The sequence below is a fragment of the Geobacter psychrophilus genome (assembly GCF_056821595.1).
On sequence record NZ_JBXDTU010000004.1, the window covers coordinates 255,723 to 271,019 of the forward strand.

15 protein-coding genes are annotated in these 15,297 nt (G+C 55.2%); 9 read left to right on the forward strand and 6 right to left on the reverse strand.

What is annotated here, in order from left to right; genetic code table 11:
* Positions 1–59: 59 nt before the first annotated feature.
* The 4 genes from hemE to ACOCF6_RS03470 all read right to left on the reverse strand — a co-directional run bounded on the left by hemE (position 60) and on the right by ACOCF6_RS03470 (position 2,942).
* Positions 60–1,082, reverse strand: coding sequence for a uroporphyrinogen decarboxylase (hemE, locus tag ACOCF6_RS03455; RefSeq protein ID WP_482458992.1), 1,023 nt, complete (start codon positions 1,080–1,082; stop codon positions 60–62).
* A 205-nt stretch (positions 1,083–1,287) separates the two neighbouring features.
* A complete protein-coding gene (locus ACOCF6_RS03460; RefSeq protein WP_482458993.1) occupies positions 1,288–1,500 on the reverse strand; it encodes an RNA-binding S4 domain-containing protein in 213 nt (70 codons plus the stop codon).
* Positions 1,501–1,731: 231 nt separating this feature from the next.
* Positions 1,732–2,025: a hypothetical protein gene (locus tag ACOCF6_RS03465; protein ID WP_482458994.1), complete on the reverse strand. Its 294-nt coding sequence runs from the start codon at positions 2,023–2,025 to the stop codon at positions 1,732–1,734.
* 119 nt (positions 2,026–2,144) lie between these two features.
* The gene (locus ACOCF6_RS03470) at positions 2,145–2,942 is read right to left on the reverse strand and encodes a polysaccharide deacetylase family protein (protein WP_482458995.1); all 798 of its coding nucleotides are present in this window, start codon (positions 2,940–2,942) and stop codon (positions 2,145–2,147) included.
* Positions 2,943–3,120: 178 nt separating this feature from the next.
* Between ACOCF6_RS03470 and ACOCF6_RS03475 the strand changes: the two genes are divergently transcribed.
* The 9 genes from ACOCF6_RS03475 (at position 3,121) to ACOCF6_RS03515 (ending at position 12,010) form a co-directional block, all read left to right on the forward strand.
* Positions 3,121–3,390, forward strand: a complete 270-nt coding sequence (locus tag ACOCF6_RS03475; RefSeq protein WP_482458996.1) for a YkgJ family cysteine cluster protein — start codon at positions 3,121–3,123, stop codon at positions 3,388–3,390.
* A 51-nt stretch (positions 3,391–3,441) separates the two neighbouring features.
* Positions 3,442–4,323 carry a radical SAM protein gene (locus tag ACOCF6_RS03480; protein WP_482458997.1) on the forward strand — a complete coding sequence of 294 codons (882 nt, stop codon included), beginning with the start codon at positions 3,442–3,444 and terminating at the stop codon, positions 4,321–4,323.
* Between the two features lie 465 nt (positions 4,324–4,788).
* Positions 4,789–5,373 (forward strand): 4Fe-4S dicluster domain-containing protein, encoded by a 585-nt coding sequence (locus ACOCF6_RS03485; RefSeq protein WP_482458998.1) that lies wholly within the window; start codon positions 4,789–4,791, stop codon positions 5,371–5,373.
* A complete protein-coding gene (locus tag ACOCF6_RS03490) occupies positions 5,370–6,257 on the forward strand; it encodes a CoB--CoM heterodisulfide reductase iron-sulfur subunit B family protein (RefSeq protein ID WP_482458999.1) in 888 nt (295 codons plus the stop codon). The genes ACOCF6_RS03485 and ACOCF6_RS03490 overlap by 4 nt, the downstream gene beginning before the upstream one ends.
* Entirely contained in the window at positions 6,258–8,255 is a 1,998-nt protein-coding gene (locus tag ACOCF6_RS03495; protein ID WP_482459000.1) for a 4Fe-4S dicluster domain-containing protein, read from the forward strand.
* 114 nt (positions 8,256–8,369) lie between these two features.
* The gene (locus ACOCF6_RS03500) at positions 8,370–8,870 is read left to right on the forward strand and encodes a hydrogenase iron-sulfur subunit (RefSeq protein WP_482459001.1); all 501 of its coding nucleotides are present in this window, start codon (positions 8,370–8,372) and stop codon (positions 8,868–8,870) included.
* Between the two features lie 10 nt (positions 8,871–8,880).
* Entirely contained in the window at positions 8,881–9,804 is a 924-nt protein-coding gene (locus ACOCF6_RS03505; protein ID WP_482459002.1) for a Fe-S oxidoreductase, read from the forward strand.
* Positions 9,805–10,001: 197 nt separating this feature from the next.
* A complete protein-coding gene (locus tag ACOCF6_RS03510) occupies positions 10,002–11,006 on the forward strand; it encodes a 4Fe-4S dicluster domain-containing protein (RefSeq protein ID WP_482459003.1) in 1,005 nt (334 codons plus the stop codon).
* A 155-nt stretch (positions 11,007–11,161) separates the two neighbouring features.
* The gene (locus ACOCF6_RS03515; protein WP_482459004.1) at positions 11,162–12,010 is read left to right on the forward strand and encodes an FAD/NAD(P)-binding protein; all 849 of its coding nucleotides are present in this window, start codon (positions 11,162–11,164) and stop codon (positions 12,008–12,010) included.
* Between the two features lie 82 nt (positions 12,011–12,092).
* Here ACOCF6_RS03515 and ACOCF6_RS03520 read toward each other — a convergent pair whose 3' ends face one another.
* A complete protein-coding gene (locus tag ACOCF6_RS03520; protein WP_482459005.1) occupies positions 12,093–13,301 on the reverse strand; it encodes a hypothetical protein in 1,209 nt (402 codons plus the stop codon).
* An 81-nt stretch (positions 13,302–13,382) separates the two neighbouring features.
* The gene (locus ACOCF6_RS03525; RefSeq protein ID WP_482459006.1) at positions 13,383–15,278 is read right to left on the reverse strand and encodes a CxxxxCH/CxxCH domain c-type cytochrome; all 1,896 of its coding nucleotides are present in this window, start codon (positions 15,276–15,278) and stop codon (positions 13,383–13,385) included.
* Between the last annotated feature and the right edge of the window lie 19 nt (positions 15,279–15,297).

Consider the following 15,297-nt stretch of genomic DNA (forward strand, 5'->3'; position numbering starts at 1 on the left):
ATAAACAACAGCCTTATCCCGGAGTTTTTCCTGAATAAGGCTGTTGTTTTCGTAAGTATCTATTTCTGAGACAGTCTGTGTACGCACTCCACCATGAATTTTGCATTTTCGGGTGGCACCGTCGGAAGGATGCCGTGACCGAGATTGAAGATCAGACCGTCACGACCGGCATTTTCTTCCAGAATGCGCTTGACCTCACGCTCGATGATCTCTTTGGGGGCGTACAGTACCGTCGGATCAAGATTGCCCTGCACACCCATCTTGGTTCCGAGAACGTCGCGGGCCGTCCCCAGGTTGACATGCCAGTCGAGTCCCATCACATCGCCGCCGGCCCTCTGCACGATCGGAAGCATTGTTGCGGCGCCTTTGACAAAGTGGATCACCGGAGTTTCCATACGATTGAGCCCATTAATCAGCCGGGTCGTATACGGAAGCACATAGCGCTCATAATCGGTGGGAGAAAGGACTCCGCCCCAGGTATCAAAGATCTGGATGCACTGGGCACCGGCCTTGATCTGGGCATTGAGATACTCTATGCTCATGGTGGTGATCTTTTCCATCAGGGCCGCATACACATCGGGCGCGCTGTACATCATGCGCTTGATCTGGGCGAAATCCTTGGACCCCTTCCCTTCGACCATGTAGCAGGCCAGGGTAAAGGGGGCTCCGCCGAAGCCGATCAGGGGCACCTTGCCGGCCAGTTCACGGCGCAGTATTTTGAGCGTTTCCAGAACATAGGGAACATCCTGTTCCATCTGGGGAATACGCAGTTTCTCCACATCGGCCATGCTGCGGATCGGACTTTCGAAGACCGGCCCGGGTACAAAATCCAGTTTCATCCCCATCGGCTCAACAGGAGTGAGGATGTCAGAGAACATTATCGCGGCGTCAACGCCCAGAATATCCACCGGTTGAATAGTGACCTCGGCAGCCAGTTCGGGCGTCTTGCATAATTCCAGGAAGGTGCACTTGGAACGGACAGCCATGTACTCGGGCAGATAGCGACCAGCCTGGCGCATCAGCCAGACAGGTGTACGATCAACCGGTTTTCCCCAGCAGGCATCAAGAAAGCGAGTATTCATATCATCTCCTGTAGCAGGGCGACTCCTGTAGGGAAGCCCCGCGATGTAGTTGTGTATCTAGCAGTAAAAGAAGGGATTGTAGTGTCAGACAGGGCAAAAAGTCAAACCTTTTGAAGATTCGGCAGGTAGTTTTATCTATCCCGCGACACATGGCACTCTACCTACAAAGAATGATCAGTCGTGACAGGGGAAACAGGGATTACTTTCACTCCTCCCGACATACTTGAAATGTATGGGACCCGAGTTCCACTTTGTCGCCCGGATACAATTTACGACCACGCCGCAGTTCAACCTCGCCGTTGACGCTGACCCGCCCCTCTGCGATGAGAATCTTTGCTTCACCGCCCGATCCAACGACACTGACTCCCTTGAGAAAACTGTCAAGTTTGATGAATTCCGTCGTTATGGCAAAAGACATTCTTGTTTTCCTTTGTCCACGTATTTTAGTTATCGCATGCACCAGACAATCCGGGATTGGTACAGACCTGGCAGAAAGTACCACATTGTACCTGCAATTCATACCCCTACCGGCAAAAAGCTGCACGACATCCCGCCGTGCAGCTTTTTGAATCTGCCAGTCACCCTTATACAGGGACTGGCAAGTTATAGAAATTACAGATGATGTTAGAATATGTTCGATTACGTTTACTTAACCGTTCGTCATTTCATAATCCAGGAATTTTTGCGTATCCTCAAGCTCTCGATTGAGACGCCTCAATTCGTCCTTGTTGTACACAGCAGAACCTTTGGAAATTTCACCCTGAATTCTCTGGATACGCTCCTGAATTGAATCTGACGGACAGTTTTTGGCTACCAGCAAGCATTCATTTTTCTGTACCTGCGGTTCCTGCTGTCCCATGACAGTTTCCTCAGCGAGTACCGGTAGTGCACCTATCATCAGAGCAGCCGCAATGACTGTTATTGTTCTTGTTATCGCTTTCATGGCTGGTCTCCCTTATTAATTGATTAATTCTTATGGTTTTACTTTAGACGATATCTGCTGAAATGTAAATGATAATGATTATCAATTTCTATTATAATCATCTAAAGTTTTTCCCAGTTTTATTGTTGCTTAAGCGGATAATCCGACATGCGCACAAACGAGAATCCCTGCCTTCTCAGTTCCGGAACAGCAGCACTAATGCCTGCAGCTGTCCCGCTTTCCGGATGGTTCATATGACAAAGTATGACGTCGCCTGGAACTGATTTCATAAGCGCATTTCTTACCTGCACGGCGGAATAGGTTGCGCCGGCATCTCCCAGCACACTGAATCCGGCGACATGCTGCCCCAGCTGTTCTGATATCTCCACTGCGATTTCATCGTAATACGCCGTTCCGGAGCGATACAGTTTCGGGCGTTTCCCGGTAATCGTTTCAATATTTCTGGCGTTCATCTCGATCTCATCCACCAGTTCCGAAACACTCCGAGTTCCGTTGATGCCGTAGATCGATCGACCGTTAACCGATGCCGGCTTGTGGCGCCAGCCATGGTTGGCGATCTCAAAGAGCGGGTTGGCGGCCAGCTTTCCGAACAGATCCGGATTGGCGTCAATCCAGCGGGCGTTGACAAACAATGTCGCTGGTATCTTCTCACGGATCAGAAATTCCATCAGGGCCGTATCAACTCCCATACCCTTGGCAGAGCCGCAGGCATCCAGGGTCAGCGCAAGCACCTTCTCCTTTGTAGCCAGACGGCTACGCACGCCGGAAACATTCTCGCCCCACTGCCGGGGTATTCTCCCCGAGAAACGGGAGGAAACCTGCTGATGCAACAGCTCGAGCGCAGGCTGTTTTTCGGAAGACATCGATGGAGAAGCTGTCAGTGCCAGAACTAACGTGGTGAACAGTATTCGCAGCATGATTTTCTCCGTACGTTTGACAATATCCGTTCAATATGTTTGAAATGTAGCATTGTTTTGTGCGAGTGAAAAGCCGCGCCTACAATAAAGGTGTTGATCTCCGGAATGCAGCGTCTATTTTTCAATCGTCAATGGTTAACAGCTATGACATTGAAGTTTTTCCGAAAATGGGGTTCCTATGAAATGCCGGCCAGGCTGCGCAGCCTGCTGCATCGCACCTTCCATCTCTTCGCCAATCCCCGGTATGCAGAACGGCAAGCCGGCCGGAATGCGTTGTGTGCAATTGACAGACGACAACAGCTGCCGACTCTTCGGCAGCATACTGCGACCACCTGTCTGTGGCAGTCTGCAGCCGAGTGACGAGATGTGCGGCAGCAGCTCGTGCGAAGCGCTGGAGCGGCTTACCCGGTGGGAGCAGGCCACTCTTCCGGGATCACGTTCAGAATAATCTGGTATCTGCCCGAGAGCAGTCACTACACAAAGGAAATCGGACATTACCATGCCACATTACATAGAACCTGTTTTCCGTCCACCCAGCGAGGCCCGCAGCCTGATCTTCCAGATTACCGTCGGATGTTCTCAAAATAATTGCACCTTTTGCGGTATGTACAAGGGCAAACAGTTCCGGGTGCGTCCGGTGGATGAGATTCTGGCAGAGATCCGCGAGATACCTCTGCACTACCGTTCCCGCATAGACCGGGTTTTCCTGGCCGACGGCGACGCGCTGGTCTATCCCCACAACGGTCTGGTCACGATCCTCGACACCCTGGCCGCCACCTTTCCCGGCCTGACCCGGGTTGCGTCCTACGCATCGCCCAACAGCCTGACTACCAAGAACCCCGGGCAGCTGTCGAACCTGCGTGAAAAACGACTGCGCATCCTGTACTTCGGGCTGGAATCGGGGGACGATGACACCCTAGCAGCCATCTGCAAAGGGTACGACAGCGAAACCATGGCCCGTCTTGCCATCAAGGCCCGGGATGCAGACATGAAGCTGTCAGTCACAGCCATACTGGGTCTTGCCGGCAGCCAGCGCAGCATGGAGCACGCCCGGTCCACGGCAGCCTGGGTCAACCGCGTCAATCCCGAGTTTTTCTCACTGCTGACCCTCTTCCACCGCCACAATGATGCGTTTTTCCGGACCCTCAGGCAGTGCACCCATCGAGAGTTGATGCTGGAAGCGCGGGAGCTGCTGACCCATCTCAATCCAGCCCGGACGATCCTGCGCTCCAATCATGTCTCAAACTTCCTCGAACTGGCAGGAAGCTACCCAAAAGACCGGGAGCGACTGATTGCAGACATAAATGCTGCTATTGACCGTGCAGCAGCCACTCCCGGCTTCCTGGATGAAGTGCCGACGTATAACGAGGAGTATTACTGAAGCCGACAAAATTAGTGACCGCTGCTTAGTTTGTTAAATGGCATCTCATTTTACTTTACCTAAATTTTTATTTACTGTTTACCACCCCCATTAATTTCACTTGCATTTTGTACATCATTTGTGTAGAGAATGTTTTATATGCTTTTCAACACGTAGTTTGAATTATCCGTACCTATTGAAAACGCCCTTCTCCACCAGTCAACGAGTGACTGGTGGAATTTTAGTTTCACTAAATGGCACATCCATTAAACAACAGGAAGAAGATTATATTGCCGGGAGTGCTGACAATATCTACACTCGGTACCGTTAGCGGGGATATTTTACCCAATACTCCCACTGAAACGTCCGATCACTCGCCGCCTATTTGCAACAAACACGCAGCAAATCAGACAGTTGAAGAACGTGGCGTGACTTTTGCTGTTTTATTGGAAAATCCGCTTTGCACTAAGGGGACGGGATACTAACGTGAAAAAGAAAAAGATGATCATCTCGCAGGAGACCATGGACGTTGACTTTGTCCGCAAGGTCGAGGCCCTTTCCGGCACCTCGGTACGCCGTTGTTTCCAGTGCGGCAAATGTTCTGCCGGCTGCCCCATGGCCACTTTCATGGAGCACCCACCCAACCGCGTCGTCCGCCTGCTGCAGCTGGGCCAGTGGCAGCGCATCCTGGCCGGCCGCTCCATCTGGTACTGTGCCTCCTGTGAAACCTGCTCCACCCGCTGCCCCAACAAGGTACATCTGGCCTCCATCATGGATGCCCTTCGCAAACTTTCCTGGGACGCTGAAGGCGCCTCCAAGGAAAGTTATGTCCAGTTGGCCAACAAGCTCTTCCTGCAGAACATCCGCACCTACGGCCGCCAGTACGAAATGCGCCTGGCCGCCGTCTTCAACGTCAAATCCGGCCAGTTTCTGAAAGACCTGATGCTGGGCCCCAAGCTGCTCGCCAAGGGTAAATTGAAGATGTTCCACAGCAAAAACAAAAACCTGTCCGAAATCGAAAAGATCTTTACCCGCATCGAAGCGATGCGCGCTAAAGGGGAGGCCCTGTGACCCCGAAAAACATCATGGAGTATTCGTATTATCCCGGCTGCTCGCTGCACGCCTCGGCCGGAGAATACGACCTCTCTACCCGGGAACTGTTCAAGCAGCTCAAGATCGGCCTGACCGAGGTGCCGGACTGGTTCTGCTGCGGCGCCACCCCGGCCCACAACGTCGATGAACTCCTCTCCCTGTCACTGTGTGCCAAGAACCTGGAACTGGCCGACAAGGTTGAAGGCGACCTGGCAGTGGCCTGTGCTGCCTGCTTCTCACGCCTCAAGACCACCCAGCACGTCCTGGCTGAAAGTCCGGTCAAGCTCAAGCAGGTTGAAAAGGCCATCGACGCCCCGGTCAAACTGGACAGCAATGTCAAGCACCTGCTGGAGATTCTGGCCCACGATCTGGGTCTGGAACGACTGGCAGCTGCGGTGAACAAGCCCTTATCGGGCCTCAAGGTCGCCTGTTACTACGGCTGCCTGTTGACCCGCCCCACCGATGTCACCAACCTGGACTGCGTCGAAGCCCCCACCATCATGGAGCGGGTTATCGAAGCGGCCGGCGCAACGACAGTTGCCTGGACCCACCGCCTGGAGTGCTGCGGCGCCAACTTCACCCTCTCGCGCCCGGGGGTCGTCATCCAGCTGACCAACGCCATCCTCGATTCGGCCAAGGCGGCCGGCGCTGACTGCATCATGGTCGGCTGCCCCCTGTGCCACGGCAACCTGGATATCCGCCAAAAGGAGATCGAAGGGGTCTACAATGTGGACTACAGCCTGCCGGTATTCTACCTGACCCAGCTGGTCGGACTGGCCACCGGCCTCGGCCCTGACAAACTCGGCCTGGATGCCATGATCGTCAACCCCCTGCCGCTGTTGAAAGAGAAAGGTTTGCTCTAGATGTCAAGAATAGGCGTATTCATCTGCCATTGCGGCGAGAACATATCCCGGACCGTCGATGTCGAGCGGGTTGCAAAAGAGGTCGGCCAGCTGCCCGGCGTGGCCTTCTCCACCGACTACAAGTACATGTGCTCCGACCCGGGTCAGAACCTGCTCAAGAAGGCCATCCAGGAACAGAAGCTTTCCCACATCGTCGTAGCGGCCTGCTCGCCCCGCATGCACGAGAAGACTTTCCGCAAAGCAGTGGAAGCGGCCGGGCTGAATCCCTTCCTATGTGAGATGGCCAACATCCGCGAGCACTGTTCCTGGGTCCACGAGGACAAGGAAGAGGCTACCGCCAAGGCGGTCGAGATTGTCGGCATGATGGTCGAGCGGGTCAAGAAGAACCGTGTCCTGCCTACCATTACGGTACCGGTCACCAAGCGCTCCCTGGTCATCGGCGGCGGCATCGCCGGCATCCAGGCCGCCCTGGATATCGCCGACGCCGGCCACCAGGTCGTACTGGTCGAGCGGGAACCCTCCATTGGCGGGCACATGGCTCAGCTTTCCGAGACCTTCCCGACCCTGGACTGTTCCCAGTGCATCATGACCCCCAAGATGGTCGATGTCGCCAACCACCCCAATATCACGCTGCACACCTATTCCGAGATCGAACTGGTCGAAGGTTATATCGGCAACTTCCAGGTCACCATCAAAAAGAAGGCCCGCTCGGTCGATGAGGACAAGTGCACCGGCTGCGGGGTCTGTATGACCAAATGCCCGGTCAAGAAGATCCCCAACAAGTTCGACTGCAACCTAGGGCTGCGGCCGGCCATCTACGTCCCCTTTCCCCAGGCCGTTCCCAACACCCCGGTCATCGACCGTGAGAACTGCCTCAAGTTCAAGACCGGCAAATGCGGCCTGTGCCAGAAGGTCTGCGGCCCGGAAGCCATCGATTACGAGCAGGAAGATTCCCTGATTGTCGAACCGGTCGGCGCCATCGTGGTGGCTACCGGCTTCGACCTCTACACCATCGACGAGAAACCCAAAGGCTCCATGATCAAGGGCTACGGTGAATTCGGCCACGGCAAGATCCCGGACGTTATCGACGGCATGACCTTCGAGCGCCTGGCTTCGGCCTCCGGCCCGACCGGCGGCAAGATCCTGCGCCCCTCCGACGGCAAGGAACCCAAACAAATAGTCTTCATCCAGTGCATCGGATCGCGGGCCAGGGAAAAGGGCATCTCCTACTGCTCCAAGGTCTGCTGCATGTACACAGCCAAACACACCATGCTCTACCACCATAAGGTGCATGACGGCCAGGCCTACGTCTTCTTCATGGACGCCCGCACCCCCGGCAAGAGCTATGATGAGTTCTGGCGCCGGTCGATCGAGGAAGAGGAAGCGGTCTACATCCGCGGCATGGTCTCGCGCCTGTATCAAAAAGGCGACAAGATCGTTGTCATGGGGAGTGACATCGCCGTCGGCGTGCAGGTCGAGATCGAAGCCGACATGGTCGTGCTGGCCACGGCCGTGCAGCCGCAGAAAGGGGCCGATACCCTGGCCCAGAAGCTGGGCATCTCCTACGACAAATACAACTTCTACTCCGAGGCCCACGCCAAGCTGCGTCCGGTGGAATGTGCCACAGCCGGCATCTACCTGGCCGGCGCCTGCCAGGGCCCCAAGGACATCCCCGAAACCGTTTCCCAGGCCAGTGCCGCGGCGGCCAAGGTTATGACGCTCTTTGCCAAGGACAAGCTGGAGCGGGAGCCGATCGTGGCCCGGGTACGTGAAGCGGGCTGCGTGGGCTGCTTTGCCTGCAAGAAGGTCTGTGCCTACGGTGCCGTGGAAGAGAAGGAGATCCGCGACCGCCAGGGTAACCTGATAAAAGTGGTCGCCTATGTCAACCCGGGCGTCTGCGGAGGCTGCGGCACCTGCCAGGCCACCTGCCCGTCCAAGAGCGTTGAGCTGGACGGTTATACGGATGAGCAGATAGTTGCCATGATTGAGGCGCTTTAGAAGCAAAAACAGAAACAAAGAAATTTTAGCTTCTAGATTACCTCATGATTACTCAAGATTTTAAAATCAAAGTAATCTAGAAGTAATCATGAGGCTAAAGAAAAGGTTTTTTGCATGCACCCTGAAAAACAAAAACACTCGTTCGAACCCAAGATCATCGCCTTCGTCTGCACCTGGTGCACCTATGCCGGTGCCGACCTGGCCGGCACCAGCCGCATGCAGTATCCGTCCAATGTACGGGTGCTCAAGTTCCCCTGCACCGGACGCATCGACCCGGTCTTCATCCTCAAGGCCTTCCAGCAGGGTGCCGACGGCGTCCTGGTCTCCGGCTGCCATCCGGGCGACTGCCACTACATCGCCGGTAACTTCCACGCCCGCCGCAGATTCGCCGTCTTCAGGAAGCTGCTGGAGTTTGTGGGTGTGGATCTGAACCGCCTGCAGTTCTCCTGGGTCTCGGCTGCTGAAGGGGGCAAATGGGTCGAGGTTGTCACCGACCTGACTGAAAAGGTGCGCACCATGGGGCCGATGACCGAGTTCAAGGAACTGGCCATGGAGGAACAGTGGTCAGGGGCTATTGACACACCTGAGTTGAAAGAAGCTTACAACGCAATCTGACGGGATATACATGAGCACACAACGTATTGACACATCCATCTACTCCGCCGTCACTGAGGCCATCCAGGGCGAGGCCAAGCGTATCCTCTCCGAAGGCCAGGTCTCGGCCATCGTCGGCTACGCCGCCGCCCGCCGCAAAGGATCGGCACAGCCGATCGTAATCAGTGCCCCTGCCGATGCGGACAAGCTGATCTTTACCCCGGCCTGCGTCAACAACCTGGCCGTGTACCTGACCAAGGCCAAAAAGGAAATTCCCAAGAGCGGCCGGATCGGTATTGTGGTCAAAGGGTGCGACCTGAAGGCACTCAGCGGACTGATGGGAGAATCCCAGCTCAAGCGCGAGGATCTGTATCTGATCGGCGTCCCCTGTGCCGGAGTTCTGGGCTCCACGGTTCAACCTGCAACGGAGCTGACCTCCGAGACTATCGCCCCCAAATGTACCGAGTGCGATGCCCATCTGCCGACCGGCTGTGACTTCGTGCCGCCGCAGACTCCTGCCGCCTTCGAGCTTGATCGTAAATATGCGGCGGAGATCGCCCGACTGGAAGCCTTGACTCCTGCCGAGCGCTGGGCCTACTGGAAAGAGCAGTTTGCCAAATGCATTAAGTGCTACGCCTGTCGCCAGGTCTGCCCCTTCTGTTTCTGCGAGCAGTGCCTGTGCGACCGCAACAAGCCGCAGATGGTGGAAACAACCCCCCGTCCGGCTGGCAACACCGCCTGGCACATTGTCAGGGCCATGCACCTGGCCGGAAGATGCGCCGGCTGTGCCGAGTGTGAACGGGTTTGCCCGATGGATATCCCCCTGAACCTGCTCAACCGCAAGATGGCCAAGGAGCTGAAGGAGCTTTATGACCATGAAGCCGGCTTCGAAGTGCTGGACAAGGGACCGCTGAACATGTTTACCGAGAAGGATGATCAGAGTTTTATAAAATAAAAGGCATCTCACCGCAGAGGACGCAGAGGTGCGCAGAGGAAAACAAAACCGGGGAATATAAAAACAAGACCAATTCGAGTTGGTATAACCCCGTGTTTTTCGACTTTGATTGAGGTTTACCCCTGAATTTTAAGACGTTGATTTAGACTTTCCTCTGCGTTCCTCCGCGACCTCTGCGGTAAACAAAAGGTTTTCGAATGCAAAAATACATCTCACAACAGAACCTGAACACCCTGCTGGACTCCCTAATAGCCAAAGGCGCCCGCGTTGTTGCGCCGCGCATGAATGCCGGTACACCGCTGTACGAACCGCTTACCGCTTCCGCCGAGATGGTGGTCGACCAGCTGCCGCGCCGCTCTGCCAAGGAGGCCTTCTTTCCGGTCTGTGAAGACATCATGACCTACGAGAAGGCGGGTCAGAAGGTCAGCCTGAAGGACATCGACCCGGCCCGCTTTCCGGAGACCGTGCTGGTAGGGGTGCGACCCTGCGATGCGGTTGCCATCCCGGTGCTGGATGCGGTCTTCTCCTGGGATTACAAGGACGAGTTTTTCCTGGAGCGTAGAAAGAAGACCACGATTGTGGGCCTGGCCTGCACAACGGCCGATGATGCCTGCTTCTGCACTGCTGTGGGGCTGTCGCCTGCCGAAACCAAGGGGAGCGACCTGTTCCTGACCCCTCTGGAAGGTGGCGGATATGCCTGCGAAAGTTTCAGCGAAAAGGGTGAGGCGCTGATCACCAGTCACAAAGAGCTGTTCTCTGAACCCACCGGAACCAAAGCACTGCCGTTGGCACAGCCGCAGACCGAGAAGTTCGATTTGAAGAAGGTCAAGGCCTGGCTGGACGATAACTTCGAGCATCCGGACTGGGATTCCATCGCCACCCGCTGCGTCGGCTGCGGTGCCTGCGCCTTTGTCTGCCCGGCCTGCCACTGTTTCGATATCGTGGACGAAGGCACCGAAAAAGCCGGCAAGCGCCGCAAGAACTGGGACGCCTGCGGCTTCTGGAAATTCACCCACCACGCCTCGGGGCACAACCCGCGCGATCAGCAGCCCAAGCGCTACCGCAACCGCATCATGCACAAGTTCAAGTACTACGACGACAAATTCGGCCAGACCCTCTGCAGCGGCTGTGGACGCTGTATCCGTATCTGTCCGGTCGGGATCGACATCGCCCAGATTGTGGATGATATCAGTAAAAAATAAATAAACTATATCACCGCAGAGGACGCAGAGGTGCGCAGAGGAAAAACAAGGAAAACAAAAGTAAAACGATTTGATTCTGGTTTTACCCCATCTTTTTGATGTTGCCTTCCTCTGCGATACTCCGCGTACTCTGCGGTGAATAAAAGGTTTAAAAAATGTGTGATAACACCAACAAAAACATCTACCTCCCCTACCTGGCCACTGTCGAGGAGGTCATCGACGAGACACCGGACGTGCGTACCCTCAGGCTGGTCTTCCAGGATGAGGCCGTGCGGGAGAGTTTTTCCTTCCGGGCCGGACAGTTCGGCGAATACTCGGCCTTCGGGGCCGGGGAGTCGACCTTCTGCATCGCTTCTTCGCCGACCCGCAAGGGGTACATAGAGTGCTGCTTCCGATCCGTGGGCCGAGTGACGGAGGAGTTGCGCCGCCTGGAACCGGGGGACACCATGGGTGTGCGCGGACCCTATGGCAATTCCTTCCCGATCGAGGAATTCTTCGGCAAGAACCTGGTCTTCGTGGCCGGCGGCATCGCCCTGCCCCCACTGCGGACCCTGATCTGGAACTGCCTGGACTGGCGCGACAAATTCGGTGACATCACGATTGTCTACGGTGCCCGTACCGAGAGCGACCTGGTCTACAAGCGGGAGCTGAAGGAATGGCAGGAGCGCGCTGATGTGCGCCTGGTGAAGACGGTCGATCCGGGCGGCAATGGTCCCGAGTGGGACGGCAAAGTAGGTTTCGTACCGACCATCCTGGAAGAAGCGGCACCCAGCGCAGAGAATACCATCGCGCTGGTATGCGGTCCGCCGGTCATGATCAAGTTCACCCTGCCGGTGCTGGAAAAGCTGGGCTTTACGGATGAGCAGGTCTACACCACCCTGGAAAACCGCATGAAGTGCGGCCTGGGCAAGTGCGGCCGCTGCAATGTGGGCAATGTCTATGTCTGCAAGGACGGCCCGGTCTTTACGGCCAAGCAGGTTAAAGCCATGCCGATGGAGTTCTGAGAACCCGTCATATCAGAAACAAAAAGGGCGCCCGAATGGGTGCCCTTTTTGTTTCAACGAAAACATCAACTGTGCCGAGAGGTTACGGCCGGGCACCTGCATTGGTCAGATACCCGATGGCAGTCGTTTTTTGCGTTGCATCCAGAGTTGTCAGGGCATTGATGGCTGCACTGACACTGCTGTTGAGCAGGGCATCATCCAGATAATCGATGGAGTCATAGATCAGTCGTTTGGCATAGATCATGTTATGGGCATACGCGCCCGGATCGTGCGCCAACAGGTGCAGATTGAAGGCGGCTCCCATGTTGTCGGCAGACCCCCAGGCGGTGTAGGCCGCATTTAAGCTGTTATAGAAGTAGGGGGGGCGGTCCACCAGGTAGGTAATGCCTTTATCCGCCAGCACCTTCTGCAGGGCCAGCAGCGCTATGCTGAAGCGCGTCTTGCGGCTGTTCATCCTGGCGGCATCCAGGGTTGCAGGGGCTGTGTGGCAGCCGGCACAAATGGTGCTGGTAAGCTCCGTAACGACTCCCGCTGAGTCCTTTGTCACCGGCAAAAAGGAATGTTTATCGGGTGAACTCATATGGCAGGCAATGCAGGGGCCCTGGTTGCCTGTGCTGAAACCATAAGCAGTGTAATTGTTGATGCCGATCCTGTCATGCTTGAAATGCACCTTGTTGCTGTAATCCTTCCCGCCAAACTCATATCCGATGGATTTGAACAGGATGCCGGATGCCGCAGAATAGTGAGAACTGACAAAGGCTGTATCGAAGTTTGACAGGGCCTTGATGCTTCTGCCGCTCATCGTGCCGGAATGGCAGCCGGCGCACAGGTTGGAGGGACCAACTGCCTGATTACGGTAGCTGTCATTGGCGTAGGGCTGGATGGTCACCGGAGAGCGCAGCGCGCCGCTGGCGATATCGGTGTGACACGCATTACAGGCCAGCACCTCTCTGGTCGGATCTCCAGCACTTCCCCAGGCAGTGGTCACCTTGCCGCTGGAGTAAGCGATAAAACCGGTGGTGGTATGGCACTTGACGCAGCCATTCTGAAACTTGTAATCATGGGCGCTCCAGGCAAAGGAATATACATCCGCATGTCCCGATTTTGCCCAGCTCTTTCTGATATCAGCATTGCGCGTATCCGCAGTAACGTGACACTCAGTACACTGTATATTCGTGGTGACGTAGGATGCTGAGGTATCGGAAGTATGCGGCGGATTATCAGCGCATGCGTTTGACACCGCAAACGCTGTCAACAGAAACGTCATGAGAATTCTAATCGGTATGTTCATTTTATCCCCGGATAATTGATTCGTTGGGCATTATTGGCAATAGCAATGGAAAAATTATCGACAGCTATCTATACCGGACTGTTAATCGCCCGGAGAAGTATTGTGACAATCCACACATTTCAATACCGATCCCCAGGTAGCATTGTTATTAAAATGGCAGCTGATGTTCGTACATGTACCTCCACCTGTTGAGAAGGAATAGGCGAACGAATATCCAGCTCCCGGTTGCAGATCATAGCTTTTATTTACATGCTTGACGAAACTTGTAATTGTCGTGCCGTCTGCGGTTGTATCGGCGTGGCAGACGCCGCAGGCGAAACCTCTATGACCGGCATGACTGTTTGCCTTGGGACTGCCGCTTTGATAGGATGGTGGATATTCATGACATCCATCGCAGGCAATCGGGTTGGGTGCCCCCCAGTCGGGGGTGGTAGTGACAGGTATTATGGCTGATGACACGGAAGTGCCGTTGCTGTGGCAGTAGGTGCTGGAACAGTTGCTGTAGCCGTCTCCCGGTTCCGCTGTGCCATTGTATGTGCCGCCAAACTTGCTGACGAAATCGACATCCACCTGGTGATTTATATGTTTCGAGGTCAGCGCAGCTTTTGGTGAATAATGACACTGTCCACAATATCCATCCGGTTCAACAAATCCGGTTCCATAATGACAAACGCCACACAGATTGACTCTGTCTTTCGTGCCAAAACCGTAGTTCAGATGTTTTGTATGACTGCCGGTCTGCAAGAGAGGGCCGGTGTCATGTAAACCGTGGGCATGACAGGTGCCACATCTGCCGGTAGCAGATTCACCCCACCGGGGAGACGAGTAAGTCGGCGGCCAGGTTCCGCCATTACCTTGGCCGCTGGAATGACAGTACACATTGCCACATTGTGCATATCCTGATCCGGGAGTTTTCTGCATCGGTGAGGGATGGCCGCTGTACATACCCTGGATTGCCGTGTCTGAGTTGTCAAAAGCCACATCCACCTTCAAATTTACATGCTGCGCAGTCGAAGATATTGAGTTGGCGGAGTTAACTGTTTCAGCATGGCATTTGAAACATGGAACCGGTACTCCATACTCTGTTGCTACGTGTTCAGCGTGACTACCGGTTGTCGGTGTTGACCGGTGGCAGCCGTCGCAGCCGAGGCTGCCGCCCCAGGCTGCAGTTTTGTTTGGGGGGAGAACGTCAGCAGATCTGGTGCCGGGGCTGTGGCAGTACAGGGAGGAACAGCTGCCGAAGGCATGCCCGGTGGCCTGACTCGGCAGATAATCATTGGCACCAGTACTGCTGTATGTCCCCGAAGGGTTGTTCTGCGGATCGCGCAGCGTTATGGACAATGCCCTTTTGCCGGCGCTGGTGGCGTGGGCATAGGTCCTTACTTCGCTGGTGTGGTCACTGTGGCACTTGATGCAGTTGGCAGTGCCGCTGTAATAGCCGTCATGGCGGGCGTGACTCCCCGCAGCCCCGCCGCTGTATGCCGGTGAAACACCCGCAGGGGGCGCTCCGTGGCAGGTCGAGCAGATGACGACTCCACTGGCCCATGTCGGAGTGGTCGTCTCGAAATGACAATTGACATTGGAACAGCTGGCCAGAACCGGCAAGGAGGTCTGATTGAAAAACACCATCCCGGCAGCGATTGCTGATTCACGTGTAGTATTGTAACGGGCTTTTCCGAATGCTCCGGAGTAGTTGTTGATTGTCATCGAAAGCTGGATCTTGCCGTCCAGATGGCCGGTAGTATACGAGTCATTATTATGGCAGGTCATACAAGAGGTAAATGATGCCGGGTCCGACAGGTGGGTTCGATGATTTCCCATGAACCCACCGCTGGAAATATTCCGGTAGGGGGAGTCGATCGGCCGGTAATCATTTTTCTCTCCGTGACATCCGGAGCAGTCGAGTTGGCCGGCAAGAATAGGGGCAGCTAACAACAGCGCTGCAAAAGTTACGAGAGGATACAGGTATTTTTTCATGAGCACATCACTTTACAGT